We start from the raw sequence: 26,454 nt of genomic DNA on the forward strand, positions 1-26,454 counted from the left end.
GTTTCCGTGGTCCTGGAGGCAGATGTGGCCGGCGTCGGCCTTGGCGAAATCGGGTTTGTCGGCGAACTTCGACTTGGCGACGCGGGTGTGCCAGTCGTCGGAGCCGATCGTGTATTCCACGTATTTGATACCGTTAATCCAATGCTCGCACTCATAGGTGCCGGCGGGGGTTTTCTGGCAACGCAGGATGAAGTTGTTCCATTGGCCGGTGGGTTTGGTGGCGTCGATCTCGGCAGGGTAGAGTTGGTAGAGCCAGCCGGCTTTTTGCGTTTCGCGGGCGAGGACGTTGTCGAGAATTTGCGCTTCCGGACCGGTGAACCACGGGTGGGCGCCGGTCTCCTTGACCTTGAACATGATGCCGGAGTTGCCGCCCGCGCTGATCTTCCAGTCGACCGAAAGCTCGAAACTTTCGAACTGGTCGCGGGTGATGATGTCGCCGCCGGCGGCCCGGCGCACGAGGGCACCTTGCTCGACTTTCCATCCGGCAGGCAGCTCATCCTTCTTGTAGCCGCGCCACCACGGCGCCGCGTCTTCGCCATCGAAGAGCAGCTTCCAGCCCGCCGCCTTCTCGTCGGCACCGAGTTCGTTGACGGGCGCGTCTTCAGCGTGCAGGGCGACGGCGGAGATGAGGACGGCAAGCAGGGAGAGAAGGCGTTTCATGAGGACCGTGGGGCTGGGAAGGGAATAGATGGAAAACGGCAGTTGGAGAATGGCAGATGGAAAATGGAAAGGAGCGCTTCAACGGGCGTCGAGGAGACGCAGAAAGAGCAACTGGAGTTGGGCGTAGAGGTGCAATTGCAGCAGCAGGAAGGCACGGGGATCGCTGGCGGGCAGCGTCTCCGGATCGATCTCGTCCTCGTTGAGCTTGTGGCGTTCGGAAAGAACGAGTCGCGCCTGGTTGAGACCGTGGATCCACTGCTCGAGATGATCGCTGGGGAAGGAGACCGTGGCTTCGCCGGTCGCGGGGTCGGGGTGCATTCTCTGCAAATCTCCCTCGATTACCTCCAGGGCGGATTGAAACAGCCTGGCGAGTCCGGGTTCGATGTATTCCCGCCAATCCTCGGCGAAGTGATCTTCCTCGGGATCCTGGGTCGGCGCGCTGAATATCCGAGCCCGGGCCTTTTCGTTATCGCCGGGGTCGGCGCTGGGGATGATGCGGCGCAGCAACTCGGCGATGACCGGATCGATCCGCGCTATCAAAATAGTCGTTTCGTTGAGGCGCGATATTTCCACAGCTCACAGGCTCTTTTCCAAGGTAGTGAGCAACTGGTAGCCGTGCAACTGCTCGATATAGGCTTCCGCGCGTTCGCGGGCGCCGGTCCACAGGATGGACCGGCCCAGGTTGTGCACTTCCAGCATGTGCTTGTGGGCGCGCGTCTGGCTGTAGCCGAAGACCCTTTGAAAGACGCGGGTCACGTACTCCATCAAGGTCACCGGGTCGTTGTGGACGACGACATTCCACGGTACGTCGACGGCAGAACTGGTCTTGGTCTCCTGCTCGACGACGGTCTCTGTCATGCAAAAGCTACTGGGCGCCCGGGAGCAAGGCGGTGGGCGTGGGCCCGTTGGAGGGGACGAAGGGTTGGGCGGTGGCGGCGGGAGGAGGTGGTGCGACGGGAGGGAGGGCCGAGGTCGCGGGCGCGGCGGGCACAGGGGCGTTGGCATCCGGGGCCGGACCGGCTGGTGCGAGCATGGCCTCGAGGGCAGCGACCCAATCGCTGGCGTCCGGGTGGGTGGAATAGGTCTTGATGAGATTGAACATCTCGGAAACCGCGCGGTTCTTCTGGCCGAGATAGGTGTACTCCTGGGCCCGATTCCAGAGCAGCGTGGGGCGGCGTTGGGTGTTATACTTATCGACTTCGAAGGAGAGCTTGGACTTGGTCGCGGCGTCCGCCTCCTTTTTCAATTTCATGTCCCAGTAGTCGAAGACGTGCGGATCCTTCTGCAGGCGCATTTCGGGCAGGACGGTGTTCTTGTAAATCCCATCGAGGTTACCGGGGTTGCCTTCCCATTTTTCCAGCGTGACGAAATCGCTGAGCTTGAGCCATTGCACGATGATGCTGTTGTCCAGTTTGCGGTTGAGAATGCCGTCGTGCGTCTTGCGGATGGCGACATCGTCCTTGGCGGCCTGGCGGCCCTGCTTTTTCGGTCCGGGACCGGCCGCGGCGTCCTTTTCCTTTTTGATCGTATCATCCAGCGCCTCCATCCAAGCTTGGTCGGCGAGCAATTCCTTGGTGTAGTTGACGATCGCGGGCAGCAGATCCTTGACGGCTACCCCGTTGGAACGCTGCAGCGTGAGCGACAACCATTCGAGATGCAGGTGGACCGCGTTCTGCACTTCCTTTTCCTTGAAGAGTTCACCTTCCGTATCGCGCCACGCCCGGAATTGCGCGGCTTCCTTCCCGGCGCCTTCCATCTGCGTGGCTTGAACGGCGTCCTCCCATAACTTGACGGAGCGCTCCGTGCTGCCGGCCGCGGCGTTGATAAGCTGGATGGCCGCTTGCCTGGAGGTTTTGGCCTGGACCGCTTGCTGGTCGCGCAGCGTATGCAGTTGTTTGAGCAGGGCATTGACATCGACCGGCGGGGCGTCCTGGTCGGCGTGCAAGGTGGCACTGGCGAACAGCCCAACCGTGAGGCAGGCAATGGCGGATCGGGGGGATCGAGGAAACATAGGAGTGGAGGGGATTAGACGTGGTGCAGGCGTGAAAGGCAAGTCTTCAGGATGTGCTGCTGCGTGCGGCGCATGAGGGCGGCGTCGCTCCGCGTAAGATCATCATATCCATTCAGATGCAGGAGTCCATGGACGATATAAAGGGCCAGCTCCTGGTCCACGTCATGGCCAAATTGCCGGGCATAGACGGCGGCCGTTTGCGCGCTGGTGACGATCTCGCCGTGCTCGAAGGTGATGACATCCGTGGCTCCGGGGATATTCATGAAACGCTGGTGCACATCGGCGATGACCCGGTCGGAGACAATGGTGACCTCGACCGCTGCGATCTGGCGGAGGGCAAAACGGCCATCGCCAGAGTATTCGCGGCATTTTTCGAGGGCGATCTCGGCCAGGCTCCTCAGCCAGGGCAGGCGGACGCGCACGGCGCGCTGGCGGTTGTGAACCTGGATGCTCAAGCAGCCGAGACGGGAGGCACGGTGGACCGCGCCGCCGGCAGCGGGGTGTCACGCCGGTCGCCGCGGGAGTCGCCGCCCCGCGATTCGCTGCGGGAATCGGGGTAGGCCACGCGGCTGTGCATCATGCTTTGCAAGGTGCGGCGGAAGCTCTCGGCCACTTCCTCCAGTTCCCGCATGGTGAGGTCGCACTCCTTGAGCTGGCCGTCGAGCAAGCGCTTCTCGACGATATCGCTGATGAGCTGGTCGATCTTCTGCGGGGTCACGCGATCGAGGCTGCGCGAGGCGCTCTCGATGCAATCGGCCAGGCTGATGATGGCGGCTTCCCGGGTCTGCGGGCGGGGCCCGCTGTAGCGGAAGGTCTCCTCGCGCACCTCGGGGATATCCTCCTCGCGAATATTCATGATCTTGCCCCCGGCGCGGGCGTCCTCCTGCTGTTGCAAGGCCCGCTTGTAGAAGAAGAAGACGAGCGACGTGCCATGGTGCTGCTGGATGACGTCGATGATTTCCTGGTTGAGGCCGTACTTGAGCGCGAGGTCCACACCTTCCTTGACGTGGGCGATGATGATGAGCGCGCTCATCGTGGGGGCGAGTTCGTCGTGCGGGTTGCGGTCCCGGCGCATGTTTTCGGTGAAGTACTCCGGCTTCACGAGCTTCCCGATGTCGTGGAAATAGGAGCACACGCGGCACATGGCGGCGCTGGCCCCGATGGCCTCGGCAGCGGCCTCGGCGAGATTGGCGACGACCAGGCTGTGGTGATAGGTGCCGGGGGCCTCGATGACGAGGCGCTTGAGCAAGGGATGGTTCAGATCGGCCAGCTCGAGCCACGTGGTGCTGGTGGTAATGCGGAAGGTGGTCTCGAAGATCGGCAGCGCGCCGCTGACCATGAAGCCGGTGAGCACGCCGCTGCCAATGGCGACCAGGCTCTGGTAACCGATGATGGACCAGTGCATGCCGCTGAAGGATTCCCAAATGATGGGCCCAATGAGCCCAAAGATGAGGGCCAGGATCCACGTGGAAAGGCCGACGAAGACACCGGCCCGGACGAGTTGGATGCGGCGCCGCACATCGAGCGTGATGAAGACCGCGATGAAGCCGCTGATGAGGCTCATCACGAGGAAAATAGGATCGATGCCGCGGTAGATGAGCGACCCCCAAAGACTGACGAAGATGGCGGCGTAGATGCCGTGATTCTTCCCGAGCAGCACCGAGAGAACCAGGGGCGCAAAGGCGTAGGGCACGGCGAGCCGCCAGAGCTGCTGCCGCTCCAGGCCGCTGAACCCGTCGGGCGTGGACATACCCCGAAGGATCTGGTTGTCGGACGTGACGAGGATCAACTTGACGATGCCGAGGTGCAATAGCATGACCCCGAACATGAGGAGCACGCGGGAATTGCGCTCGAAAGTCTTGGGATGGTTGATCCAGAGCTGGGCGAGGGCGGTGAGGAAAATGAGCACCGCGATTAAAACTTTTTCCATCGGCTGCGAGCGCAGGTCCGAGTAGATGAGCACGGCGAGGCCGACGATGAAACCGAGGCAAATGGCCACCTTGGCCAATGGGCCGTGCTCGAGCGTTTGCAGCCATTCGCTCTCCGTCCGGCGGCGGCGCTGTTTCGAGGAACACAGTCCCTTCTTTACTAATCGCTGTCTTTCAAAAAAACCGAGCATGGGCTGGGCGTGAAGTAGAGGATCGGGCCGGCGGGGTGAAAAATCAACGCTTGGTTTCCGGTTCGCCGGTGCCGCGATGGCGGCGATAGGCGCGCACGATGGACTGGACGAGTTCGTGGCGGATGACGTCCTGCTCGCCAAAATGAGAGAAATTGATGCCTTCGACGTCCTTGAGGGCCTGCATGGCTTCGACGAGACCGGAGCGCTTGTTGGGCGGCAGATCGATCTGGGTATAGTCGCCGGTGATGACCGCCTTGGACTCCGCACCGAGGCGGGTGAGGAACATGAACATCTGCTCGGTCGTGGTGTTCTGCGCTTCATCGAGGACGACGAAGGCGCGGTTGAGCGTGCGGCCGCGCATGTAGGCGAGGGGAGCGATTTCGATGACGCCGCGCTCCATCAGGCGCTGCACTTCTTCCGCGTCCACCATGTCGTGCAGCGCATCGTAGAGCGGACGCAGATAGGGCATGATCTTCTCCTTCAAGTCGCCGGGCAGGAAGCCGAGCGCCTCGCCGGCCTCGACCGCCGGGCGGGTGAGGATGATGCGCGTGACCTGTTCCTTCTTCAAAGCCTGGACCGCCATGGCCATGGCGAGATACGTCTTGCCCGTGCCGGCGGGGCCGACGCCGAAGACCATGTCGTAGGTCTGGATCGCCTGCAGATACGCCTTCTGCCCGGCCGTCTTCGGCACGATGGGCGGCCGCTTCGGCGAGAGAAGAATTTTGGTGTCGAGGAGTTCCTCGAGGCTGGCTTCCTGGGGTTCGGACACGGAGCGGAGGGCGTGGAGGAATTCGTGTTTGCGGATGTTCAGGCCGCCTTGCCGGGCGCGGTCGAGCTGGTCGAATACGCGGCGGGTTTGCTCGATGCGATCGGGCGCGCCTTCCACGCGCAGCCAGCCGTCGCGGGTGGTGACGCGCACCTCGAGGGTCTTCTCGAGCGTCTTGAGCAGCGTGAGATCGTTGCCGTAGAGCGATTGCAGCACACGGCCACTCTCGAACTGCAGGGTCTGGGCGTCGGTTACGGACACAGGATGGCGGGCCCGCCGAAACGCACCAACTGGGCGTTATTTGAAGCCATAGGCGAGCGACCAATAGGTGCGCTCATCGGGCGATTTTTCGACTTCCACGATCAAATAGTAGGACCCCGTCTTCTTCGGGACGACGCGGGCGGCGGCGAAGTGCGGCTTCTGCCAGGCTTCGCTTTCCGCGAGGTTGCCGGCGCTGTCGTAGACGTGCACGGAGATCTTCGCGCCCTTCTGGTCGGTGCCCATCCAGAACCAGTATTCGTTGCCCTTGAAGAGCTGGTGGACGATGGCCTTGGTGGTCTTGACCGGCAGGTCGCCACCCCAGTAATCCTCGCGGACGGTGAAGCCTTCCTTGACGTACGGGTCGGCGGCTTCCAAGGCGAAGGAGAGCGCGTCGTCGATGGTGGCACGCGCCGGACCGGCGCCCAAGGAGAGGAGGAGAAGAACGAGAACGAGAGGGGCGAAGCGTTTCACAAAAAAGAATCGGAGATTAGGGCGCCTTTGAGTTGATCGATTTGATGAGGTCCGCGGTGATCGTATTGATCTGCTGGACCGATTTTTCCGAGATATCCACATCGTCGGCCAGGCCGATCAGCGGGCGGATTTCGAGGATGCCCTTCTGCACGCGGATGACCACGGGGTTGATCTTGTATTTGGGCTTCAAGCCCGCGAGTCGCCGCTCAAAGTAATCGAGCAACACCGGCTGATGGAGCAATTCGGCGCCGTCCTTGGTGTAGGAGTTCTTGACCACCGCGGTGAGTGCTTCGGTGCCGCGGATCCAGCCGCCGAGGCTGACGAGCTGGGAGAGCGCCTCGCTGTTCAGCTTGACCATGACTTTCTTCACGTCGTCGAGGGTGCCGTCGAGTTCCTTGCGCACGCCGGCCCAGTCCTTCTTGTCGGCGGCGTCGGTGATGGCTTGGGCGCGCTTCTTGACCTCGGCGCCCACGCCGAGCGGGGTCGAAAGGCTGAGCACGCTCTTGCCGATTTGCTTCACTTGGTTGGCGTCCTCGGCTTCCACCGCGATGAAGCCTTCCGCGATCACGGAGCCGAGCATCAGGGCGATCTGTGGGCTGTCGCCGGTCGGCTGAATGACGTTGGTGATCGGCCGCTGCACCGCGGACCAACTCGGCTTCCCGAGCTTGTCGAGGACGCCGAAGATTTCACTGGGGACGGGGACCACGACATCGTCGATCAGCTTGGATTGAGAGGGCAGCTTGCTGACGTCGATGTGAGCAGGAGGGTCGGCGGCGAACAGAGCGGCGGCAGGCAACGCGACAAGCGCCAAAGCGAGGGCTTTCTTCATAGAGTAACGGAACAATCCAAGGGAAATGGGCTCCACTCAAGCAAAGGGACTGGCCAACGGGCAAGTTTCTTTTTGAGAGCGGTTGTTTTCGGAATCGAAAAGGAGGGCTTCTCTGGCTGCCTGAATCGAGGGATCCATCCCGGCATTGTGAAAATAATTGGAGGCATGATTAGACACGATCAGGTGCGATTGCCTGCGATTGGGGGGTGACTCGGCGATAGGGAACCCTGGTGTAGGGCGCGTGTCCTCACGCGCCGGGGGAGGATTGGATGCGGGGGATGGGGTCGGGTCAATTTCATCGATCGGAACTAGCCGGAAGTGGTCGAAACTCCGCTGTAAAGCCGAGTCGGAGGGTGGCCAAATCCGGGCGAGCCGGGTCGCCGGAGTCAGCCGCGTGATTTTGTCATTTTGGGTCGGATCATTCATGAGTCGGAACTAGTCGGAACTTCCCGGAAGTCTCTGTAAAACGGGGCCGGAAACTGGTAGGAGCGATTTCCCAATCGCCCTGCACCGTGCCCGGGGTGTGCGTACGGTCGCCGCGCGCTTCCCGGCGGGGAAGAGCGGGCACTGAGCCGGCAAGCACGGGGCGCTCCAGCAAGACGCACCATTCGGACACGCGCCAGCGCCCGGGAAATCCCGGGTCGCAAAAACAATCTGGTTAGCCTGTCGTGCATCGATGAATTCCTGCCTCGCTTGCTGTTCGCACCCTGCCTTTTAAACCCGGCCACAGACCCACCCCAAGCGAACGCGATATTTGTAGCACGCAATAGGGGCTCTTGTCAAGCAAAATCCGTCAAATGCGGTGGCCCAAGCCTAGCGCACGAAGCGGTTTTTGAATAAGGAAAACAGGAAAGCAGGAAGCCCAAGGCGTCGCCGGAATTCCTTTTCCTGTTTTCCTGATTCGCCTCCAGGTTCTGGAGCATCATCCTGAATGGCCTGCGGATACACACCTTCCTGCCAGAAAGGGTCGATGCGCTTTCTCTCAAAAACCATTCAATGACGGACGGATTGGCTCACTTCGAGTTCGTCAGTTCGAAAAGCCACGACAGGCCGATGGCGAACAGCAAAAGACCGGTCGCCAGTTTCAGCCGCACCTCGGGAACGCGCTTGAGCTGTCCGTGCAACAGAATCACTCCGAGCGTCACGACCGCAATGGCCAGGCCTACCCCGGCGACAATGCCCGGCCAGGCGCCAGTAGCGGCCCCAATCGGGAAAACAACGAGGAGAATCTCCAAAGCCTCCACGACCGAACTTTTCAGCATCACCAGAAACACCGGCGTCGAGAAGTTCGTCACCGCGCCGCTGGGTACAACACCCACCTTCCCCAGCGGATCGGTGGCCCAGCGGGGACGTTGGCCGACGGAAGAGCGCCGGAGCGACTTCACAGTCCAGTAGAAGCCCATGAGCGTCAGAAGCGATGCCGCCACCAGCCGAAACCAGAAGATGGGAATGAGCGTGTGCGCCGGCCAGAGGAAGATCGCACTGATGAAAACCAGGACATGGCCGATGACCGTCGCCGAAATGGCCTCGCGCGGATAACCCGCCCGCAGGATGGCATACGCAATCGCCATCGTCTCAAAAAACTCCACGGCAGTGCCGGAGAACGCGGTCAGAAAGGGTCGAAACATGGCGCAGCCGCACTAATCCCGCAGGGCAAGGACTTCGTCCAGCGTCCAAACGTGATCGCCAACGCCAGCCTTCATCGCTGAGACCAAACAGAAGCGATTCGATTGTTTAATTTCGGATTCGGCAAAATGAACGGGGTGTGCCACTTTGCGGTCGCATCGATTTATGTTCGCTAGAACTCCGCTCATCCTGACGCTCGTTTTGAGCCTGCTGTTTGTGACGCAGGGTCGGACGGTCGTGCTGCCGGTGCCGGTGGAGATGAAGCAGGGTGGGGGGTGTGCGGCGATGCAGTGTGCGTCGGGGTGTTGTGCGAATGTGGCTTGTTGCAAGGTGACGGAGCAGCAGAAGGCGCCGCAGTCGCCGGTGCCGGTGTCGGCGGATGCGCAGGTGCAGTGGGCGGCGATCGATCCGCACGCTTATACGATTCTCTTTCTGCCGCCCGTGCCGCGGCGGCCGTTCGTCGTTTCCGACGAGGCGAGCACCGCGCACACGCTCTCGCCGCGGGCGGTGAGTTGCATCCAGTTGATCTGAGCCACGGGCTTTCCCAGGCGTGGTGTGCCTTGCGCACATCTTCACCCGCGAAACCCACCGCTCGGATCCATGAAACTTCTCTCTCTTTTTCTCTGTACTTTTTCCATCTCCTTTACCGCCCACGCTGAACCGCCGAAGATACCCGGCGATTCACCGGTAGCGGCGTCGGCATCGTCTCTTTCGCTGAGCGCGGTCACGGAAGCCGTGCTGGCGAACAATCCCGCGATCAAGGAAGCGCGCGCCAAATGGGAGGCGTTGAAACAGCGCGTGCCGCAGGCGGCGGCGTGGGATGACCTGAAAGTCGGCGGCAGCACGCGGCTGGGGCGATTCGTGGACATTTCGCGCAATGGCTTCACCGACCAGATGCTGAGCGTGGAGCAGATGATCCCGCTTTCCGGCCGGAATCGCAGCCGGGAACGGATCGCGGCGGCGGAGGCGCTGGGCGCGCTGGAGGAGGTGCGCCGGAAGGAGCTCGATGTCGTGGCCAAGGCGCGTGTCGCTTACTTCCGCCTGGCGCGGGATTACGCGCTGCTGGAGCTGAATCGGGCCAACGCGTCGTCGCTCGGGCAGACGGTGGAAATCAGCCGGGCCAAACTGGAGGTGGGCAATCAAGGGCAGGCCGAGGTGTTCGTGGCGGAGAATGAAGTGAACCGGCTGGAAGAGACGCGGCATGATTTATTGCAGAGCGTTTCGGAGGACGAGACGCAGCTCAAGGTGCTGATGAATCGCGATGCTTTCAGCACGTTGGGCCGGCCGGGCGCCCTGCCATCGCCGGCGCACGCGCATTTTCCGGTGGAAAAGTTGCGCGGCTTGCTGCTGAACAATCGACCGGAAGTGCGCAGCACCGCGGCGGGTATGACGGCGGCGACGGCGAAGCTCGAGCTGGCGAAGCGGGAGTGGATTCCCGATCCGACGGTGACGGTGCAGGCGCAGCGTTATAACGGGGCGGCGCAAGCGATCAGCGAAGTGGATGCGGGGGTGTCTTTCAATGTGCCGTGGTTGAACGCGAAGAAATATCGCGCGGAAGAACGCGAGGCCCGCAGCGGGGTCGAGGCGGCGCAGCGGGCGCTGGAAGGCGCGCGGGCCGAAGCGCTCGGGCTGTTGCACGATCAATTGCAAAAGATCGAGACGTTCCATCATCACGTCGAGCTGTTCGAGACCCGGCTCCTGCCCAAAGCGCGCCAGACGGTGCAGACGAATCGCACCAATTATGAAAGTGGCCGGGAGAGCTTCCTCGATCTGGTGATGTCGGAGCGCAGCCTGCGCGAACTGGAGGCGACGTATCAGCAGCACCTGGCCGATTGCCAAACCGCGGTCGCCGAGCTCGAAGCGCTCGTTGGCTCGGACCTGGGTTACTTCTCCGCCCGCCAGCGGACGTCGAAAGGGGAAGCGAAATGAACCGGAGAGAATTTATCCTGGTTTCCAGTATCGCCGCTCTCGCGGGGGTCGCCGGTTGCCAGCGGAAGGGCGCGGGCGGCACGGATCCCAACGTCGACTATTATACGTGCACGATGCACCCCTCGGTGCGTTCGCAAGACCCGAAAGGCAAATGCCCGATCTGCTCGATGGACCTGGTGCCGGTCTGGAAAAAAGGCACGCTGGCTGCGGCCACGCCGAAGGCCAGTTCCGGCCCGGTGCTGAATGAGTTCAGCGTGCCGGTGGAGCGGCAGCAGCAAATCGGCGTGACCTACGCGACGGCGGAGAGGAAGCCGTTGCACCACGTGATCCGCTCCGTCGGCCTGGTCGTGCCGGACCGGACGCGGCGGCAGGAATTCGTCGCGCGCGTCGAGGGCTATGTGCAAAAGCTTTATGTCACGTCTCCGGGCGAGCCCGTGGAGGAGGGGCAACCGCTGTTGACGATTTACAGTCCAGAGCTTTCCAGCGCGGAACGGGAGTTCGTCAATCTGCTCGAGACACGCGATCGGATCAGCGCCGGGGAAGGCAAGGCGGCCGCGGAACGCTCCATCGAGGCGGCGCGGCGGCGGCTCGAACAATGGAACATCACCGCGAAGCAAATCGCGGAATTGGAGAAGGCGCGAAAGCCCTCCGAGTTCCTGACGCTGAACTCGCCGTTCAAGGGGGTGGTCGAGGACGTGCCCGTGGATCAAGGCCGCAGGGTGATGAGCGGCGATCATCTGGTGAATGTCGCCGACCTGTCGATGGTGTGGGTGTGGGCGGAATTCTACGAGGACGAACTTTCGATGCTGGCGAAGGGGCAGAAGGTGACAGTGACGACGAAGGCGTATCCCGGCCAGAAGTTCGAAGGGGAGGTGGGCCTCATCAATCCGTTCCTCGCGGAGATGAAGCGCACCATCAAAGTGCGGGTCGATATTCCCAATCCCGATTTCAAACTGCGGCCGGGAATGTATGTGAATATCGAGCTGGCGATGGACATGGGCGAGGGGCTGACGATTCCCGTGAGCGCGGTGATGCCGACGGGTTCGCATGCGCTGGTTTTCGTGGACAAGGGCGAGGGGAAGCTGGAGCCGCGTTTCATTCAGCTCGGGCGGAAGTATGGCGACATCTATGAGGTGCTGGACGGCGTGAAGGAGGGGGAGCGCGTGGTCGCGAGTGCGAACTTCCTCATCGATGCGGAGTCGAAGGTGCAAGGGGCGGTGAAGTCGTTTGAGGAACCGGCGCCATTGGAGGTGAAGCCATGATCGAACGCATCATCGAGGCGAGCGCGCGGAACAAGTTCCTCGTCTTCATCTTCACCATCTTCGCCGTTGCGGGCGGCGTTTATGGGCTGATGAGGACGCCGCTCGACGCGATTCCCGACCTGAGCGACGTGCAGGTGATCATCTATACGGATTGGGAGGGGCGTTCGCCGGACCTGGTGGAGGATCAAATCACGTATCCGATTTCGACACGCTTCATCGCGGCGCCGAAGGTGAAGTTTGTGCGCGGGGAGTCGATGTTTGGGAAGTCGTTCGTGTATGTGATTTTTGAGGACGGCACGGACATCTATTGGGCGCGTTCGAGGGTCATCGAATACCTGAACTCGGTGCGCGGTTCGTTGCCGGAAGGGGTGAATCCGGTGATCGGGCCGGACGCGACGGGGGTGGGCTGGGTTTATGAGTACGCGCTCGTGGATGATACCGGGAAGCATGACCTCGCGGAGCTGCGCTCGTTGCAGGACTGGCATCTGCGTTACGCGTTGGAATCGGTGAAGGGCGTGGCCGAGGTGGCGCCGGTCGGCGGCTTCGTCAAACAATACCAGGTGGACCTTGATCCGAATGCGCTCGTGGCTTACGGCATCCCGCTGGCCGACGTGGTGAGCGCGATCAAGATGAGCAACGGCGACGTGGGCGGGAAGATCTTCGAGGTGGCGACGACGGAGTATTACGTGCGTGGGCGGGGCTACATCAAGAAGGTGGAAGATATCGAGAATGTCGTCCTCAAGGTGGTGGATGGGACGCCGGTTTATGTGAAAAACGTGGGCACGGTGCATCTCGGCGGCGACTTGCGACGCGGGGTCGCGGAACTGGATGGGAAAGGAGAGGTGGTCGGCGGGATCGTGGTGATGCGTTACGGTGAGAACGCGCTCAACGTGATCGATGGCGTCAAAAAGAAGATGGAGGAGATCAAGGCTTCGCTGCCCGAGGGCGTGCGGATCGTGCCGACCTATGACCGCAGCGAATTGATCGTGAATGCGATCCATACGTTGCGGGAGAAGCTCATCGAGGAAAGCATCGTGGTGGCGCTGGTGTGTATCATTTTCCTCTGGCATGTGCGCTCGGCGCTGGTGGCGATCATCACGCTGCCGATCGCGATCATCCTGTCGTTCCTGCCGATGTTTTATCTGGGCCTGACCTCGAATATCATGTCGCTCGGAGGGATCGCCATCGCCATCGGCGCGATGGTCGATGCGGCGATCATCATGGTGGAGAACGCGCACAAGGCGCTGGAGCATTTCCGTGAAGAGCACGGGCGCGATCCCGATAACCGGGAGCGCGCCGATGTCATCATTCAGGCAGCCAAGGCCGTCGGGCGTCCGCTTTTCTTCTCGCTGCTCGTCATCACGGTGAGCTTCATCCCGATCTTCACGCTTGACCCGCAATCCGTGCGGCTGTTTCGGCCGCTCGCGTTCACCAAGACCTTCGCGATGTTGTTCGCAGCGCTGCTCGGCATCACCCTCGTGCCGGTTCTCATGGTGCTGCTCATCCGTGGAAAGATCGTGCCGGAAAACAGAAATCCCGTGAACCGGCTTTTGATCTGGGCATATCAGCCATTCGTCAATCTCGCGTTGCGCTATCGTTGGCCACTTCTCCTCGCGACGGCGGTCGTCATGGTCGCCTTCGGTCTGATCCCCTTCATCAACGCGTTCTTCGATAATCCGATTCCGTTTTATCGCTGGCCGAAGGAATTCATGCCGCCGCTCAACGAAGGCACCATCCTTTACATGCCGACCGCCGTACCTGGCATGTCGATCAATGAGGCGACGAGAATCCTGCAAATCCAGGATCGGATGCTCGCGAAAGTGCCCGAGGTCGAGCGCGTCTTTGGCAAGGCTGGGCAATCCGAAACGCCTACCGATCCTGCGCCGCTGGCCATGTTCGAGACCGTCGTCACACTCAAGCCGCACGAGCAATGGCGGCGGGGCATGACGTGGGAAAAGCTGCTGGCGGACATGAACGAGCACGTCAAGACGCCGGGCATGGCGAACATCTTCTGGATGCCGATCCAGACGCGCACCGAGATGCTCACCACCGGCTTCCGTACGCCGCTGGGTATCAAAGTCTTTGGCCCCGACCTCAAGCAGATTGAAAACGTCGCCGTCGATATCGAGAAGGCGCTCAGCGATTTTCCCGACACCCGCAGCGTCTTCGCGGAGCGCACCACGGGTGGATACTTCCTCGACTTCGATGTGAACCGCGAAGCCGCCGCGCGCTACGGCCTGCGTGTGGGCGACGTGAACGACATCGTCGAGACAGCCATCGGGGGAAAAACTATCGCGACGACGGTGGAGGGTCGCGAGCGCTATCCGATCAGTGTGCGTTACGCGCGGGACTTTCGGGATGATCTCGTTTCGCTCAAACGCGTCCTCGTGGCTACGCCGATGGCGGAATCCTCAGCGAAAGGAGCGCCTGGCTCTTCCACCGCGCAAGTCCCCATCTCCCTCCTGGCGAACATCAACTTCAAAACCGGCCCGCCCTCCATCCGCAACGAGAACGGCCAACTCGTCGGCTTCGTCTTCGTCGATGTGACGACCAGCGACATCGGCGGGTACGTCCGCGCGGCGGCGCGGCGCATCAACGAGCGCGTCAAGTTTCCGCCAGGCTATTACATCCAATGGGCGGGGCAGTTCGAGTATTTGCAGGCCGCCGAGCAGCGACTCAAGATCGTTGGGCCGTTGACGCTTCTCATCATTTTCGTGCTCATCTATATGAATACGCGGTCCGCCACGAAAACAATCATCGTGCTGCTCGCCGTGCCGTTCTCTCTGGTCGGCGCATTCTGGATGCTTCACCTGCTCGACTACAATATGAGTGCCGCCGTCTGGGTGGGGCTGATCGCGCTCGCGGGGCTCGATGCGGAGACCGGTGTGGTGATGCTGCTCTATCTTGATAACGCATGGGAAAAGCACGTCGCCGAGGGCCGCATGAATTCCCTGGGCGATCTTTACGCCGCGGTGAAAGAAGGCGCGGTGCAGCGCATCCGGCCGAAGATCATGACCGTCTGCGCGATTCTCTTTGGATTGCTGCCGATCATGTGGAGCCCGACGACGCAGGCGGGGGCGGATGTGATGAAGCGGATCGCGGCGCCGATGATTGGCGGGGTGGTGACGTCGGCGATTCTCGAGCTGTTGATTTATCCGGTGATCTTTGTGATCTGGAAGAAGCGGTCGCTGGTGAAGACGAGGGCTGTGGCGCAGCGGGAGGTGGTGCTGGTTTGAGGCCGTTACTTTAACGCAGAGGGCGCAGAGAGATTGGACAGGGCCGCAGAGGGAAATCTATTTCTTTCCTCTGCGGCTCTCAGCGCTCTCTGCGCCTCTGCGGTAATGCAGGTCACCTAGCTCTTCGGCCAGTCGGCGGGCATCCAGGTGGGGAGGTTCTTGATGGAGTCGCGGGCGGTGGTGCTGGTGGGGATGCCCCAGGCCTCGAAGAAGGGGCCGAGGTTTTTTCCCGTGGCCTTGGAGAAGCGGACCATCCATTGGTCGTGCTTTTCGTCGTCGGTCTTGGGGCGTTGGTCTTTGGGCAGGTCGCGGTATTCGGTGAAGACTTTCTTGTAGGTCTCCCAGCCGAAGCCGACGCGGAGCTGGTGATACATGGTGAGGGCGAGGAAGGGGTCGCTCTTCCACTTGCTGAATTTGTCGCTGGAACTGAGGTAGCCGCGGAGACGCTTGTCGACGGCGTCGGGCTTCATGGCGTCGTGGCCCTGGCCGGGTGGTTTGCCGCAGAGCGTCTCCATGCAATAGAGGGAGAAGAGATTGCAGGTGACCTCGGTCGTGCCGTCGAAAGTCCAGTCGGGGACCTGGTGGTTGTGGCCGAGTTCGTGGAAGTGGCCCCAACTGCCCTGCTTCATCTCGGCGAGGGAGACAGAGTGCTCCACGCTTTTGTCCAGCCAGGTCATGATCGGGTAGCCGCTGTGCATGTAACCGGCGGAGATTTGGGTGTCGGGAACGATGCGCTCGGGGCGCTTACGATCGCGCGGGATGGTGGCGAGGTCGGCCTCGGCGTCGAGCACTTCGTCCCAGAATTTCAGGAGCGCCTCGGGGTCGTCGAGCTGGCGGATTTTTTCCGCGGGGATGCTGAGGATGACTTTTTTGGTCTCGAGTTCGGCCCAAGGAGCGGGAGCCATGCGGAGGCGCATTTTCCAGTCCATGAGCTTGGTTTCGCCGAGGACGAAGCGGGGCGATTCCACTCCGCCGCCGATGGCCACGTTCACCTTGGCGGGTGTGAGTTTTTCAGGCACTTCGATGTAGATGAGGCCGCCGAAGGGATTCGCGGCGGTGCTGAGCGCAGTCTTGATCGTCTCGCGCCGCGAAATCTCCGGGGCGCGCTGCCACTTGTCGAGGTGCCACAGGCTGTCGCTGTGGCAGCCGATGCGGACGGCGAGGCCTTTGTCCGCGAGCTCGGCGGGAATCTGGACTTTGATGAGTTCGCCGGGCGCGGCGTAGAGGCCGGTGCTGTGCCAGGCGGGGACGCCGGTGTCGATGACGACGACGCGGCTGGGGATGCGTGGCGCGTTTTTCGGCACGGCGCCGGGGAAGGCGTCGGCGGCGGGATTGGCGCGGAGTTGCTCGGGCTTGGCGGTGCGGTAGGCCTCGAGTTGTGCGGTGACGATGAGGCGGGCGAGAGCATTGTCGGCGGGCAGGGGATGATCCGGCCGGGGAAAGTCGACGGCGCCGGGAGTGGCGATGAGGGCGCTGATACGCGGGAGAAGGATGGTGTCTGTCGGTGGGAGGGCGCGCATGGCATCGGCCAGAGTCGCGCCGGCTTGGGTGAGTTGGTCGGGCGTGAGGACGACTTTTTTCGCGGTATGATTGGCGATGCTGTCGAGAGCGGTGGTGGCGTTCAGGAGCGTGAGGTCACCGCCGATGGTGTAGCCGGTCTTGGTGGATTTCTCCGGCGTGCCGGAGGTGAAGACGAGGCCGGCGGGAGCGAGCAACTTGTTGCCGGCGAATTCCGTGGCGAGCAAGCTCTTGTCCTTGCCGCCGTAGAGCCAGCCCCAGCCGGTCGCGGCGGTGACGAGGCCGCCGCCGTTGCGGACGAAGCGGGCGAGGTGGTCGATGTCCTCGGGCTGGATCTTGTGCGCATTGATGAACACCGCGCGGAAGGTGGGCAGGCGCGTGTTCCAGTTCTTGCCCTCGAGAGCCTCGGCGTCGAGGCCAGCGCCCTTGAGATGGGCGACGAGCGGGGCATTGCCGAAGACGCCGATCTTTGGCTTGGCCGAGGATGCCTCGCCGATGACCCAGCGCGCGGCGTTCACCAGCATGGTGCCGTTCCCGCCGTCGAACGCGCCGAGGTAACCGTCGTGTCCGAGGGCGACGATCCGGCCTTTTTCCCAGCGCGCCGCGGCCACCACAGGGAGCAGCGCTTTCTTGCCGTCCTTGCCCGCAATGACGGCAAAGGCTTGCGGCCCGAAAACAGAAACGCCACCGGGAACGCCGGGCGCGCCGAGTTCGGCGATGCCCGTGGTGAGCGCGGAGCGATCGGCATCGAAATTGGCGGGATTCGCTGGGGCGACAGGCGTCAAGGCATTGGCGGCGAGGATAGAAGCGGCACCGAGCAGGAGAACGGCGAGGGAGGGGAAGACTTTCATTGGGACAAGATCAGTGAAAACGCCAAGACTTAGCACAAACTTGTTCAAAACGATGTTTTGACGCGCATCGGTGTGTGTCATAAATGGCGCGCTAACAAGGGCTCGACTCGCGGGTTCTTCCTCATACGCTCGATACCCTTTCTCATGAAACTACGCCTCCTCCCCGCCTTCGCCGTTCTCACTCTCGCTTTTGCCTTTGCCTCGGCGGACGCCGCCGACGCGCCCAAGCCGCTCAAGGTGCTGCTCATCACCGGGGGGTGCTGCCACGACTACGCCAAGCAGAAGGACATTCTCAAGGAAGGGATCGAGAAGCGGGCAAACGTGGTCGTCGACCAGATTCATACCGATGACAAGAGCACGAAGCCGCCGCTGCCGATCTATGGCAACCCGGACTATGCGAAGGGTTATGACGTGATCATTCATGACGAATGCGCGGCCGGCATCAGTGACCAGTCGGTGGTCGAGGGCGTGCTCGCCCCGCATCGCGCCGGCATTCCCGGTGTGAACCTGCACTGCGCCATGCACTGCTATCGCATCGGCAATGCAAACGATCCGGTGACCGATCTCGACGCGCCGCATGCGTTTTGGTTCCAGTATCTCGGCCTGCAATCCAGCGGCCACGGCCCGCAGGAGCCGATCGCGGTGAGCTTTCTGGACAAGGAGCACCCGATCAGCAAGGGCCTCGCGGATTGGACGACGATCAAGGAAGAGCACTATAACAACATCAAGATCCTCGATACCGCGCACCCGCTGGCGCACGGCTTGCAGAAGGTGAAAGTCAAAACCAAGCAGGCCGACGGCACGGAGACGGTGGAGGAGAAGTCGGTGGATTGGGTGGACATCTGGACGAACCTTTACCAAGGCAAGACGCGCGTCTTCAGCACGACGCTGGGGCATAACAACGAAACGGTCGCGAGCGACGAATATCTCAATCTCGTGACTCGTGGCGTGTTGTGGGCGGCCGGCCACTTGAACGACGACGGCACGCCGGCCACGGGCTACGGCCCCGGCGGCAAGTAAGCGTCACCTTCACATCCCCCACCATGTCTCGCCTGACCGCGCTTCTACTCGCGGCGCTGGTGTGCTTTGCCCACGCGGCGGAGCCGGCCAAAGCGTCCAAGCCCAATGTCATCTTCATCCTGGCCGATGACTTGGGTATCGGCGACCTCGGGTGCTATGGACAGCAGAAGATTCAGACGCCGAACATCGATCATCTCGCGGCGGATGGCCTGCGCTTTCTGCAGCACTACACCGGCAATGCGGTGTGTGCGCCGAGCCGGTGCGCGCTGATGACGGGCAAGCACATGGGACACGCGGCGATTCGCGACAACATGCAGCGCGGTCCCAGCGAGGAAGGCCAGCGCCCGATGCCGGCGGGGACGGTGACCGTCGCGCAGCGCATGCGGGATGCGGGATATTACACCGGGATCATCGGCAAGTGGGGGCTGGGCATGCCCGAGGACCACAGCAGCCCGCGGGATTTCGGATTCAACTACAGCTACGGCTATCTCTGCCAGAGCCTCGCGCACACTTACTATCCGCCTTATCTCTGGCGGAACAACGAGCGCGAAAGCCTGGCGGGCAATCCCTCGTATGACGTGAGCATGAGGGGCGTGATCGAGCCCAAGGGCCAGCTCTACGCGCACGATTTGATGGCGAACGACGCACTGAAATTCGTGCGCGATCATCACGACCAGCCGTTCTTCCTTTATCTGGCTTTCACGATTCCGCATCTCTCGCTCCAGGTGCCGGATGATTCCATGGCGCAATACCACGGTCAGTGGACGGAGACGCCCTTTACCAATACCAAGCACTACGCCAACAACGAAACGCCGCGCGCTGCCTATGCGGGGATGATCACGCGGATGGATCGTGATATTGGCCGGGTAATGGCACTGCTGAAGGAATTGGGCATCGACGACAACACGCTGGTCTTTTTCTCCAGCGACAATGGCGCGGTCTTTCCGCTGGCGGGGACCGATCCGGTATTCTTCCAGAGCACGGGCGGCTTGCGCGGTTACAAGCAGGACCTTTACGAGGGCGGCATCCGCACGCCGCTCATTGCCCGCTGGCCGGGGAAGATCAAGGCGGGCGACACAACCGGGCACGTCTCGGCGTTCTATGATTTTCTGCCGACGATGGCGGAACTCACCGGCGGAGCCGCTCCCGCGGACACGGATGGCATCAGCTATCTGCCGACACTGCTCGGCCAGCCCGGGCAGAAGCAGCACGACTTCCTCTACTGGGAGTACGAGAGCCAGGGGGGACGCGTGGCGGTGCGCATGGGCGATTGGAAGGCGATTGCGAATGGCGTCAAGAAGAACCCGAACGCGCCATTTGAACTCTACAACCTGGCCGCCGACCGCGCCGAATCGCACGATCTGGGCGCGGAACATCCCGAACTCATCGCCAAGGCGAAGGAAATCATCCGGCGCGAGCATCAACCCAGCCCGGTGAAAGAATGGAACTTCGAACTCGGTGCGGCGAATCCGTGACCCAGCTTTAATCTCAAACCTCCAATACCCATGCGTTTTCTTCCTTTCCTGATCGCTGCTGTCTTTGCAGCTTCCGCTTTGGCGGAGGACAAAACGAAACCCATTCACGCGTTGATGGTCTGTGGCGGTTGCTGCCATGACTACGAGAACCAGAAGAAGATCCTTTCCGAGGGCATCAGCAAGCGGGCGAACGTGGAATGGACCATCGTGTGCGAAGGTACGGATCGTGAGCATCGCGTGAGCATTTACGAGAATGCGGATTGGTCGAAGGGCTACGATGTGGTGCTGCACAACGAGTGCTTCGGCTTCGTGAAAGACAATGAATTTGTCGAGCGGATCACCAAGCCGCACTTCGACGGACTGCCGGCGGTGGTGGTGCATTGCTCGACGCATAGTTATCGCATGGCTTCCACGGACGAATGGCGGCAACTCATCGGCCAGAGTTCGTTCAGCCATGAGGTGAAGCACGATCTCGACGTCAAGACGGTCAAAGCCGACCACCCGGTGATGAAAGGTTTCCCGAGCGAATGGCACGATCCGGGCGACGAACTCTACAAGAACGAGAAGTTGTGGCCGAACTTCGTTCCGCTTGCGCAGGCTTACGGCGTGGATACCAAGAAGGACCATGCCTGCATCTGGGTGAACACCTACGGCAAAGCCAAAGTGTTCGGAACGACTCTCGGCCACAGCAATGACACGATGCAAAGCGACGTCTATCTCGATCTCGTCACCCGCGGCCTGCTCTGGGCCTGCGACAAGTTGAATGACGACGGCACGCCGAAGGCCGGCTACGGGCCGGGTGGGAAGTGAGGGAGTGCCCGGCGCTTAGTGCCCAGGCTCAGTAAATGGGGGCCATGATTGTTACACTCTGGTGACGCACTTGATTTCGGTCCACGACCGTCTTACACACGCCGCGTGACGCTGACCCAAATCCTCCTCTTGAGACAGTTTTTCGGTGCCGTGCTGCTTTTCGCCGTAGTGCTGGTGATCTTCATTATGCTCGTCGGGCGGCAAATGTACGATCGGGCAGCCGCGGAGGTAAGTTATCGACACCAGTACGGGGCGGAATGGAAGGAACATTACAGTGCGGATCGGCACGTTTCGGTAGAGGACGATCATCGGAAACTGGTGGTTGGGATGGGCGCTCTCGTGCTCGTGCCATCGCTGTGCTACCTGATCTATCGGCAGGTCGCCCCGAAACGCAGGGCGCGAAAGCGCTCCAGCCGGCGCAGGCAATCGTTTTCCCTGCCAACCTGATCTTTTCCTGTAATCAATCCCCCCATGAAACTCTTTCTTACTCCTTTCGCACTCGCCGTTCTCGGCCTTCACGCGGCGGCCGCGCCGCTGAAAGTGCTGCTCGTCGATGGGCAGAATAACCACGCCTGGCAGCAGACGACGCCGGAACTCAAAGCGATCCTCGAGGAGAATGGTTTCGCGACGGTGGAGGTCGCGACCTCGCCGGCGAAAGGCGCGGACATCGGCGCGTTCAAACCGGATTTCGCGGCCTATCAGGTCGTGGTGTCCAACTACAATGGCGCGTTGTGGCCGGAGGCGACGCGGGAGGCATTCGAGAAGTACGTTGGCGGTGGTGGCGGATTTGTGAGCGTGCATGCGGCGAACAATTCCTTTCCCGAATGGAAGGCCTACAATGAGATGATCGGGGTGGGCGGCTGGGGTGGGCGCAATGAGAAGTCGGGACCACTGCTGCGGTTGCGTGAGGGTAAATGGACGGCGGATACGACGGCGGGCAGCGCCGGGCATCATGGTCAACAGCACGAATTCCTGATGGTCACGCGGGCGCCGGAGCATCCGATCATGGCCGGTCTCCCGGCGAAATGGATGCACGCCAAGGATGAACTCTACGACCATCTCCGCGGCCCGGCGGAAAACGTGACGGTGCTGGCGAGCGCCTTCTCCGATCCCGCCACCGGCGGCAGCGGCGAGGACGAGCCGCTCCTCTTCGCCCTGAGCCATGGCCAGGGCCGCGTCTTTCACACGGCGCTCGGCCACGGGCTCGAAGCGATCAAGGACGTGGGCTTTGCGGTCACTCTCCAGCGCGGCACCGAATGGGCCGCGACGGGAAAAGTGACGCAGAAAGTGCCGACGAATTTTCCGACGGAAACCGCGGTCAGCCCGCGGCCCTGATATCGAAGACTACTTCTTCGGCGTCGGCGCAGGTGCCGGCGCAGGCTTGGTGGTCATCGGGAAGTCATCCGTGCGGAAGGGCGTCACCGGCAGGCCATCCGTGCCGTAGAGATTGCAGACCGGATTGTCCGCCCACGCGTAACGCACGGCGATTGGTTGTGCGACCTGATCGCTGGAGACTTCGACCTGGTTCCCGGGCAAAACCTTGCCCTTGGCGGAATGCCAGACTTTGTCCTCGCCGCAAACGGCGAAGCCGCGGGCTTCATCCACGTCGAACGTATAAAGGCCGCTGCCGAAACAATCGAAGGTGACGACGGCCTTTTTACCCTGGAACTCGACGCTCTTGTACTCCGGGCTGTGGAAGAGAAATTTCTGTCCGTAATCCTTGACCAGTGCCCAGCGCACGAGACGCGCGGCGACATCGTGCTTATTGCGCGGGTGAATGTCCCGGCCTTCGCCGAGGTCGATAATCACGGCCTGCCCGGTGTTGGGTAGCTTCATCGTCTTGGTTTGCGATTCACGCAACTCGGCCCAACTGCTGTCGCCGGGCTCGGGTTTCTCGGCCATGAAATCGGCGAGTTGGACCCAGTAGAAGGGGAAGTCGCCCTGCTGCCATTCCTTGCGCCATTGCTCGATCATGAAGGGGAAGAGTTGGGCGTATTCGTAAGCGCGGCCCGCGTTGGTCTCGCCTTGATACCAGATCACGCCCTTGATGCCGTAGCCGAGCGTCGGGTTCACCACGCCGCCGAAGATATTGCCGGGCCGGGCATTGCCGGAGAGCCAGGCTTCCGGAGATTGCGGCGGGCGCGGGGCCACCTTGCCGGCAGCTTTCGCCTTTTCCACGTCCTCTTTCCATTTTTCCGTGGCCGCCTGGTAGTCGGCTTTCGCCTTGTCCGTTTGCGCATCGGCTTCGTGCTTGTGGGTATTCTCCATGAGCAAGGAAAACCGCGGATCTTTCTCGATCGTGTCGCGGCGAATCCACGCTTCAGCGGCGGAACCGCCCCACGAGTTGTCGATCAAGCCTACCGGGATGCCGAGGATGTTATGCAGGTAGCGGCCAAACATGAACCCCACGGCGGTGAAAGTGCTCGAGGACTGGGCATCGGAGGGCTTCCACGAGCCGGTGAAGTCAGTCTTCAATTCCTGCGTGCCGACCTGCGGCACCTTGATCAGGCGCAGGGTGTCGATCTTGGAGGCGGCGGCTTCGAGGTCGCCGTTCCAATCGCGGCCAAGAGTGAAGCCCATGTTCGACTGGCCGGAGCACATCCACACCTCGCCCACGAGCACATCCTGGATTTCCTTTTGGCTGGTGCCGGCGATCTTGATCGTTTGCGGCTGGGCATTCACCGGCACCGGGTCGAGCTTCACCGTCCAGCGGCCGTCGGCGCCGGCTTCGGCGGACTTCGTCTGGTCGCCAAACGTGACGGTCACTTTGGTGCCCGGCGTGTCCCAGCCCCAGATGGGATTGGTCTGCTTTTGTTGCAGCACCATGTGATCGCCGATGATGGCGGGGAGCTTGAGTTCGGCGCGCGCGGTGACGGCGAGCAGGGCAAGGGGAAGGATGAAGGAGGAGGGACGAAGGATGAAAGAGCGGGGGAGCACCATTGAGTGTTCGGAGTTGGATGTTGGGTGTTGAATGTGGAGGGTATTTTACTTCGCCGCGCCCTTGATGCTGAAGTCGTCGTACTGCACGTCCACTTGGTTCGTGGTCAGGCTCAGCAGGGTCTTGTGATCGTGGGCCACGCCTTCGGACTTGAAGGAGCCCACTGTCTGGCCGTCGATGATCACGGTGACCTCGTCACCCTTGGTCTGGGCCGCCAGCGTGTGCCAATCTTGCAGCGACAACTTTACCGGGAAGCTCTTGTTCTTGGTGGCGAGCATGGCTTTGTCCTCAGGGGTCAGCGTGGGTGGGACGGCCTTCTTCTTCTCGTAAATGTCGTTGCGGAAATTGCCCGTCTTCGCGTCGCCGATAGATACGTTGGTGGGGCTGACGCTCACGCTGCAGATATGGCCGGCGTGGGAGTCTTTGTAGTCCTTATCGTCGAACCACACGTTGAAGCTCTTCGCCTTGTCGCTCATGAAACGAAACTTCACTGACAACTCGAGGTCGCGTTCCGGATCGATCTTCACATTATCGACGGCGGAGTGATCGGACCCTTCCGGAGTGATGCCGACGAGCACGCCATCCTTAATCACGCTGCCGCTCTTGTAGTGTCCCCAGCGCTTGCCGAATTCCGATCCCGAAAAGTCATCGGAGAAAATCGATCGGGAGAAGTAGCCGGCCGGTGTTTCCGCGAAGGAAAGCGTGACGGTGAGGGAGAGGAACAGGGCGGGGAGGAGACGTTTCATGGGATGGGTAGGGTGACCAAATCAACCCGCCATGGCGACGGAAATTAGCAACCGACGTCCCGATTTGAACTGGATCAATACGGACACCTGAGCCAGCGAACGGCGGCCTTGTAGCGCTTCCGGGCGCTGATGCACTGCCGTTCGGCGAATACCTCGCTTCGCCAATCGCGACGCACGGTCATTTCCTGGCGGAACTGCCGGCAAAGCAGGACGTTCCGCCGGAGATCCGGGATGTCGTCTACGGTGATGAGCGTGGAAATCATGGGCCTACAGATGGAATCGAAGCGGAGGGGGCAGGTGGTCGGGGGGATCGCGGCCTCTCGACAAGCAAAACAGAGGGGTCTACCGTGATTAGCCCTTCGATGAACCCCTCTCCGTTGCCCGTCTCCGTGCCGAGTGTGATGCCGTTGATTTTCTTCGCCTCCGTTCTCTCCCAGCGCGCGACGACAAGGCCGCTGGAGGCTTGAGAAGAGTATCCCCGTTTAAGATGTCGATTCGTGAATGGTCTCGCGGAGAAGAGGTGGCCAATAGCATCAGCCACGGCTGTGGCTTGATCGCCGCCATCATCGGCGCTCCTTTCCTGCTCCAATCGGCGATGCATCATGATGGGGCGCGAGCCGTGATCGGCATGAGCATCTTCGCGGCGACGACGATGCTGCTCTATCTCAGCTCGGCGGTGCATCATTGGTTGCGACCGGGAGAGGCGAAGAATTTTTTTGAGACGCTGGATCACGCGGCCATTTTTCTGATGATCGCGGGGACCTACACGCCGTTTGCGACCGGGGTGCTGTGGGGCCTGTGGGGCTGGGCGTTGCTGGCGGTCATCTGGCCGCTGGCAATCTTTGGGATCTGGCTGAAGACGAAGCGGGGACCCGGCCCGCAACGCTGGACCACCTGGCTCTATGTGGCCATGGGCTGGCTGATGATCATCGCCTTTCCGCCCATGGCGAATCGCGTTCCCGGGTCGGGGTTGCTCATGCTGGTGGCCGGGGGCATTGCCTACACGGGCGGCTTGGTCTTTTGGTTTGCGCGGCGTTTTCCGTACCACCATCTGGCCTGGCATCTTTCCGTGTTGATCGGCACGGCTTTTCATTACTTTGCGATCTTCGAGTACGCCTACTGATCGACGGGTCGAATGCCCGTCCCGTTCCGGGGCTTGCCGGGGAGACGAAAAAGGGCAAGTGTGGCGCGCTCTCAAGAGTTCCCGTAGCTCAAGTGGATAGAGCACTGGTTTCCTAAACCGGTTATCCGAGTTCGAGTCTCGGCGGGAACATGTTCCGCAAGGCGCGCCTTACCGGCTGTCACCAGAGTCAAATTGCTTGGCGGATTTTCCGATCCGGCGTATTGATCTTCCATGTCTGAAAAGCAGGCAGGCGGGCAAAACAAACCCAAAGTCTTTTGGACGCTGGCTCTGGCGGCTGTGTTATTGGGAGCGGCCATCGCGATCGGTGCGGGCAATCTGCACCGACGCACTGGTTCGTTTCCCGGCAGGAACTACTGTGTGGGCTGCTATTGGGATAACCGTTACGACGCCTATAATGTGTCCCTCGAAGGAGGGGAGTTTGTCATCGAAAACGTCCGCACAAAGGCCGTCCATAAAACGAAGCAAGTGGTCTTCTCGCAAAGGGATGACGAAGTTGACGACGGCTGGGGCAGGCGTGTTGCCGTGACCCTATTACCGGAAAAAGGAAGATTTTTGCTGGAGCCCGAGGTAAGCCAGGACTCGCAGAGGACGACATGGCGTTTATTGAAGCCAGAGGAGGCGACGCAATTTGCCGCGCTTTCCTCCGACGGTCAGAAAAGTCACGAAGTGGTCGTTGAATATCGCGAATTGGCCGGTCGTTGAAAGGAACGGAAGTCCGTGGGCACCGGAGAGCGAAGATGGAAGATGGAAATGGGCGACGGGTTTTGGAGTGGGCGACAAGA

Annotated in this window: 26 protein-coding genes and 1 tRNA gene; 12 read left to right on the top strand and 15 right to left on the bottom strand. The window is 61.4% G+C overall.

The features are described from left to right. The 11 genes from ABJF10_RS04880 to ABJF10_RS04930 all read right to left on the bottom strand — a co-directional run. A partial coding sequence (locus ABJF10_RS04880; RefSeq protein WP_348543402.1) for a DUF1080 domain-containing protein occupies nt 1-660 on the bottom strand: 660 nt, incomplete at its 3' end. 78 nt (nt 661-738) lie between these two features. Continuing rightward, nucleotides 739-1,233, bottom strand: a complete 495-nt coding sequence (locus ABJF10_RS04885; protein WP_348543403.1) for a DUF2017 family protein — start codon at nt 1,231-1,233, stop codon at nt 739-741. A gap of 3 nt (nt 1,234-1,236) precedes the next feature. Next, a complete protein-coding gene (gene clpS, locus ABJF10_RS04890) occupies nt 1,237-1,518 on the bottom strand; it encodes an ATP-dependent Clp protease adapter ClpS (RefSeq protein WP_348543404.1) in 282 nt (93 codons plus the stop codon). A gap of 7 nt (nt 1,519-1,525) precedes the next feature. Then, on the bottom strand, nt 1,526-2,671 hold the full coding sequence (locus tag ABJF10_RS04895) for a hypothetical protein (RefSeq protein WP_348543405.1): 1,146 nt from the start codon (nt 2,669-2,671) through the stop codon (nt 1,526-1,528). Between the two features lie 14 nt (nt 2,672-2,685). Then, on the bottom strand, nt 2,686-3,126 hold the full coding sequence (gene ybeY, locus ABJF10_RS04900; RefSeq protein ID WP_348543406.1) for an rRNA maturation RNase YbeY: 441 nt from the start codon (nt 3,124-3,126) through the stop codon (nt 2,686-2,688). Beyond that, nucleotides 3,123-4,790 (bottom strand): HDIG domain-containing metalloprotein, encoded by a 1,668-nt coding sequence (locus ABJF10_RS04905; protein ID WP_348543407.1) that lies wholly within the window; start codon nt 4,788-4,790, stop codon nt 3,123-3,125. Before ABJF10_RS04905 ends, ybeY begins: the two co-directional genes overlap by 4 nt. Before the next feature lie 43 nt (nt 4,791-4,833). Further along, nucleotides 4,834-5,817, bottom strand: coding sequence for a PhoH family protein (locus ABJF10_RS04910; RefSeq protein WP_348543408.1), 984 nt, complete (start codon nt 5,815-5,817; stop codon nt 4,834-4,836). Between the two features lie 36 nt (nt 5,818-5,853). Next, nucleotides 5,854-6,288 carry a hypothetical protein gene (locus tag ABJF10_RS04915; RefSeq protein ID WP_348543409.1) on the bottom strand — a complete coding sequence of 145 codons (435 nt, stop codon included), beginning with the start codon at nt 6,286-6,288 and terminating at the stop codon, nt 5,854-5,856. A gap of 16 nt (nt 6,289-6,304) precedes the next feature. Continuing rightward, the gene (locus ABJF10_RS04920; RefSeq protein WP_348543410.1) at nt 6,305-7,117 is read right to left on the bottom strand and encodes a hypothetical protein; all 813 of its coding nucleotides are present in this window, start codon (nt 7,115-7,117) and stop codon (nt 6,305-6,307) included. A gap of 36 nt (nt 7,118-7,153) precedes the next feature. Further along, nucleotides 7,154-7,543 (bottom strand): hypothetical protein, encoded by a 390-nt coding sequence (locus ABJF10_RS04925; protein WP_348543411.1) that lies wholly within the window; start codon nt 7,541-7,543, stop codon nt 7,154-7,156. 587 nt (nt 7,544-8,130) lie between these two features. Next, complete coding sequence (locus ABJF10_RS04930; RefSeq protein WP_348543412.1) at nt 8,131-8,745, bottom strand: hypothetical protein; 615 nt, start codon at nt 8,743-8,745, stop codon at nt 8,131-8,133. 163 nt (nt 8,746-8,908) lie between these two features. Here ABJF10_RS04930 and ABJF10_RS04935 point away from each other — a divergent pair, with 163 nt between their 5' ends. The 4 genes from ABJF10_RS04935 (at nt 8,909) to ABJF10_RS04950 (ending at nt 15,170) form a co-directional block, all read left to right on the top strand. Beyond that, complete coding sequence (locus ABJF10_RS04935) at nt 8,909-9,274, top strand: hypothetical protein (protein ID WP_348543413.1); 366 nt, start codon at nt 8,909-8,911, stop codon at nt 9,272-9,274. 69 nt (nt 9,275-9,343) lie between these two features. Next, nucleotides 9,344-10,672, top strand: a complete 1,329-nt coding sequence (locus ABJF10_RS04940; protein ID WP_348543414.1) for a TolC family protein — start codon at nt 9,344-9,346, stop codon at nt 10,670-10,672. Further along, the gene (locus ABJF10_RS04945) at nt 10,669-11,934 is read left to right on the top strand and encodes an efflux RND transporter periplasmic adaptor subunit (RefSeq protein WP_348543415.1); all 1,266 of its coding nucleotides are present in this window, start codon (nt 10,669-10,671) and stop codon (nt 11,932-11,934) included. The genes ABJF10_RS04940 and ABJF10_RS04945 overlap by 4 nt, the downstream gene beginning before the upstream one ends. After that, the gene (locus ABJF10_RS04950) at nt 11,931-15,170 is read left to right on the top strand and encodes a CusA/CzcA family heavy metal efflux RND transporter (protein ID WP_348543416.1); all 3,240 of its coding nucleotides are present in this window, start codon (nt 11,931-11,933) and stop codon (nt 15,168-15,170) included. Before ABJF10_RS04945 ends, ABJF10_RS04950 begins: the two co-directional genes overlap by 4 nt. Before the next feature lie 116 nt (nt 15,171-15,286). On the opposite strand, the gene ABJF10_RS04955 is transcribed toward ABJF10_RS04950, so the two are convergent. Beyond that, complete coding sequence (locus ABJF10_RS04955; protein WP_348543417.1) at nt 15,287-17,539, bottom strand: M60 family metallopeptidase; 2,253 nt, start codon at nt 17,537-17,539, stop codon at nt 15,287-15,289. A 144-nt stretch (nt 17,540-17,683) separates the two neighbouring features. Between ABJF10_RS04955 and ABJF10_RS04960 the strand changes: the two genes are divergently transcribed. From ABJF10_RS04960 to ABJF10_RS04980, 5 genes are all read left to right on the top strand, one after another. Then, the gene (locus tag ABJF10_RS04960) at nt 17,684-18,559 is read left to right on the top strand and encodes a ThuA domain-containing protein (RefSeq protein WP_348543418.1); all 876 of its coding nucleotides are present in this window, start codon (nt 17,684-17,686) and stop codon (nt 18,557-18,559) included. 23 nt (nt 18,560-18,582) lie between these two features. Next, nucleotides 18,583-20,034, top strand: a complete 1,452-nt coding sequence (locus tag ABJF10_RS04965; RefSeq protein ID WP_348543419.1) for an arylsulfatase — start codon at nt 18,583-18,585, stop codon at nt 20,032-20,034. A 30-nt stretch (nt 20,035-20,064) separates the two neighbouring features. Continuing rightward, nucleotides 20,065-20,844, top strand: coding sequence for a ThuA domain-containing protein (locus ABJF10_RS04970; protein WP_348543420.1), 780 nt, complete (start codon nt 20,065-20,067; stop codon nt 20,842-20,844). A 105-nt stretch (nt 20,845-20,949) separates the two neighbouring features. Next, on the top strand, nt 20,950-21,291 hold the full coding sequence (locus ABJF10_RS04975; RefSeq protein WP_348543421.1) for a hypothetical protein: 342 nt from the start codon (nt 20,950-20,952) through the stop codon (nt 21,289-21,291). Between the two features lie 24 nt (nt 21,292-21,315). Beyond that, nucleotides 21,316-22,179 carry a ThuA domain-containing protein gene (locus tag ABJF10_RS04980; RefSeq protein ID WP_348543422.1) on the top strand — a complete coding sequence of 288 codons (864 nt, stop codon included), beginning with the start codon at nt 21,316-21,318 and terminating at the stop codon, nt 22,177-22,179. A gap of 9 nt (nt 22,180-22,188) precedes the next feature. On the opposite strand, the gene ABJF10_RS04985 is transcribed toward ABJF10_RS04980, so the two are convergent. From ABJF10_RS04985 to ABJF10_RS04995, 3 genes are all read right to left on the bottom strand, one after another. After that, the gene (locus ABJF10_RS04985) at nt 22,189-23,784 is read right to left on the bottom strand and encodes a sialate O-acetylesterase (protein WP_348543423.1); all 1,596 of its coding nucleotides are present in this window, start codon (nt 23,782-23,784) and stop codon (nt 22,189-22,191) included. Nucleotides 23,785-23,829: 45 nt separating this feature from the next. Further along, the gene (locus tag ABJF10_RS04990; RefSeq protein WP_348543424.1) at nt 23,830-24,528 is read right to left on the bottom strand and encodes a family 16 glycoside hydrolase; all 699 of its coding nucleotides are present in this window, start codon (nt 24,526-24,528) and stop codon (nt 23,830-23,832) included. 74 nt (nt 24,529-24,602) lie between these two features. Next, complete coding sequence (locus ABJF10_RS04995) at nt 24,603-24,791, bottom strand: hypothetical protein (RefSeq protein ID WP_348543425.1); 189 nt, start codon at nt 24,789-24,791, stop codon at nt 24,603-24,605. Nucleotides 24,792-25,015: 224 nt separating this feature from the next. On the opposite strand from ABJF10_RS04995, the gene ABJF10_RS05000 reads away from it, so the two are divergent. From ABJF10_RS05000 to ABJF10_RS05010, 3 genes are all read left to right on the top strand, one after another. After that, on the top strand, nt 25,016-25,651 hold the full coding sequence (locus ABJF10_RS05000) for a hemolysin III family protein (protein WP_348543426.1): 636 nt from the start codon (nt 25,016-25,018) through the stop codon (nt 25,649-25,651). Between the two features lie 77 nt (nt 25,652-25,728). Continuing rightward, a tRNA-Arg gene (locus ABJF10_RS05005) sits at nt 25,729-25,801 on the top strand. Between the two features lie 81 nt (nt 25,802-25,882). Further along, on the top strand, nt 25,883-26,374 hold the full coding sequence (locus tag ABJF10_RS05010) for a hypothetical protein (protein ID WP_348543427.1): 492 nt from the start codon (nt 25,883-25,885) through the stop codon (nt 26,372-26,374). Nucleotides 26,375-26,454: the final 80 nt, after the last annotated feature.

Origin of the sequence: Chthoniobacter sp. (genome assembly GCF_040003245.1) — a bacterium.
Taxonomy (GTDB): domain Bacteria; phylum Verrucomicrobiota; class Verrucomicrobiia; order Chthoniobacterales; family Chthoniobacteraceae; genus Chthoniobacter.

What these genes read in the sequence shown, in the direction of transcription:
- clpS (WP_348543404.1), bottom strand. Translation starts at nt 1,518, where the DNA reads ATGACAGAGACCGTCGTCGAGCAGGAGACCAAGACCAGTTCTGCCGTC.
- ABJF10_RS04895 (WP_348543405.1), bottom strand. Translation starts at nt 2,671, where the DNA reads ATGTTTCCTCGATCCCCCCGATCCGCCATTGCCTGCCTCACGGTTGGG.
- ABJF10_RS04905 (WP_348543407.1), bottom strand. Translation starts at nt 4,790, where the DNA reads ATGCTCGGTTTTTTTGAAAGACAGCGATTAGTAAAGAAGGGACTGTGT.
- ABJF10_RS04920 (WP_348543410.1), bottom strand. Translation starts at nt 7,117, where the DNA reads ATGAAGAAAGCCCTCGCTTTGGCGCTTGTCGCGTTGCCTGCCGCCGCT.
- ABJF10_RS04925 (WP_348543411.1), bottom strand. Translation starts at nt 7,543, where the DNA reads ATGAATGATCCGACCCAAAATGACAAAATCACGCGGCTGACTCCGGCG.
- ABJF10_RS04930 (WP_348543412.1), bottom strand. Translation starts at nt 8,745, where the DNA reads ATGTTTCGACCCTTTCTGACCGCGTTCTCCGGCACTGCCGTGGAGTTT.
- ABJF10_RS04935 (WP_348543413.1), top strand. Translation starts at nt 8,909, where the DNA reads ATGTTCGCTAGAACTCCGCTCATCCTGACGCTCGTTTTGAGCCTGCTG.
- ABJF10_RS04940 (WP_348543414.1), top strand. Translation starts at nt 9,344, where the DNA reads ATGAAACTTCTCTCTCTTTTTCTCTGTACTTTTTCCATCTCCTTTACC.
- ABJF10_RS04945 (WP_348543415.1), top strand. Translation starts at nt 10,669, where the DNA reads ATGAACCGGAGAGAATTTATCCTGGTTTCCAGTATCGCCGCTCTCGCG.
- ABJF10_RS04950 (WP_348543416.1), top strand. Translation starts at nt 11,931, where the DNA reads ATGATCGAACGCATCATCGAGGCGAGCGCGCGGAACAAGTTCCTCGTC.
- ABJF10_RS04955 (WP_348543417.1), bottom strand. Translation starts at nt 17,539, where the DNA reads ATGAAAGTCTTCCCCTCCCTCGCCGTTCTCCTGCTCGGTGCCGCTTCT.
- ABJF10_RS04960 (WP_348543418.1), top strand. Translation starts at nt 17,684, where the DNA reads ATGAAACTACGCCTCCTCCCCGCCTTCGCCGTTCTCACTCTCGCTTTT.
- ABJF10_RS04965 (WP_348543419.1), top strand. Translation starts at nt 18,583, where the DNA reads ATGTCTCGCCTGACCGCGCTTCTACTCGCGGCGCTGGTGTGCTTTGCC.
- ABJF10_RS04970 (WP_348543420.1), top strand. Translation starts at nt 20,065, where the DNA reads ATGCGTTTTCTTCCTTTCCTGATCGCTGCTGTCTTTGCAGCTTCCGCT.
- ABJF10_RS04980 (WP_348543422.1), top strand. Translation starts at nt 21,316, where the DNA reads ATGAAACTCTTTCTTACTCCTTTCGCACTCGCCGTTCTCGGCCTTCAC.
- ABJF10_RS04985 (WP_348543423.1), bottom strand. Translation starts at nt 23,784, where the DNA reads ATGGTGCTCCCCCGCTCTTTCATCCTTCGTCCCTCCTCCTTCATCCTT.
- ABJF10_RS04990 (WP_348543424.1), bottom strand. Translation starts at nt 24,528, where the DNA reads ATGAAACGTCTCCTCCCCGCCCTGTTCCTCTCCCTCACCGTCACGCTT.
- ABJF10_RS04995 (WP_348543425.1), bottom strand. Translation starts at nt 24,791, where the DNA reads ATGATTTCCACGCTCATCACCGTAGACGACATCCCGGATCTCCGGCGG.
- ABJF10_RS05000 (WP_348543426.1), top strand. Translation starts at nt 25,016, where the DNA reads ATGTCGATTCGTGAATGGTCTCGCGGAGAAGAGGTGGCCAATAGCATC.
- ABJF10_RS05010 (WP_348543427.1), top strand. Translation starts at nt 25,883, where the DNA reads ATGTCTGAAAAGCAGGCAGGCGGGCAAAACAAACCCAAAGTCTTTTGG.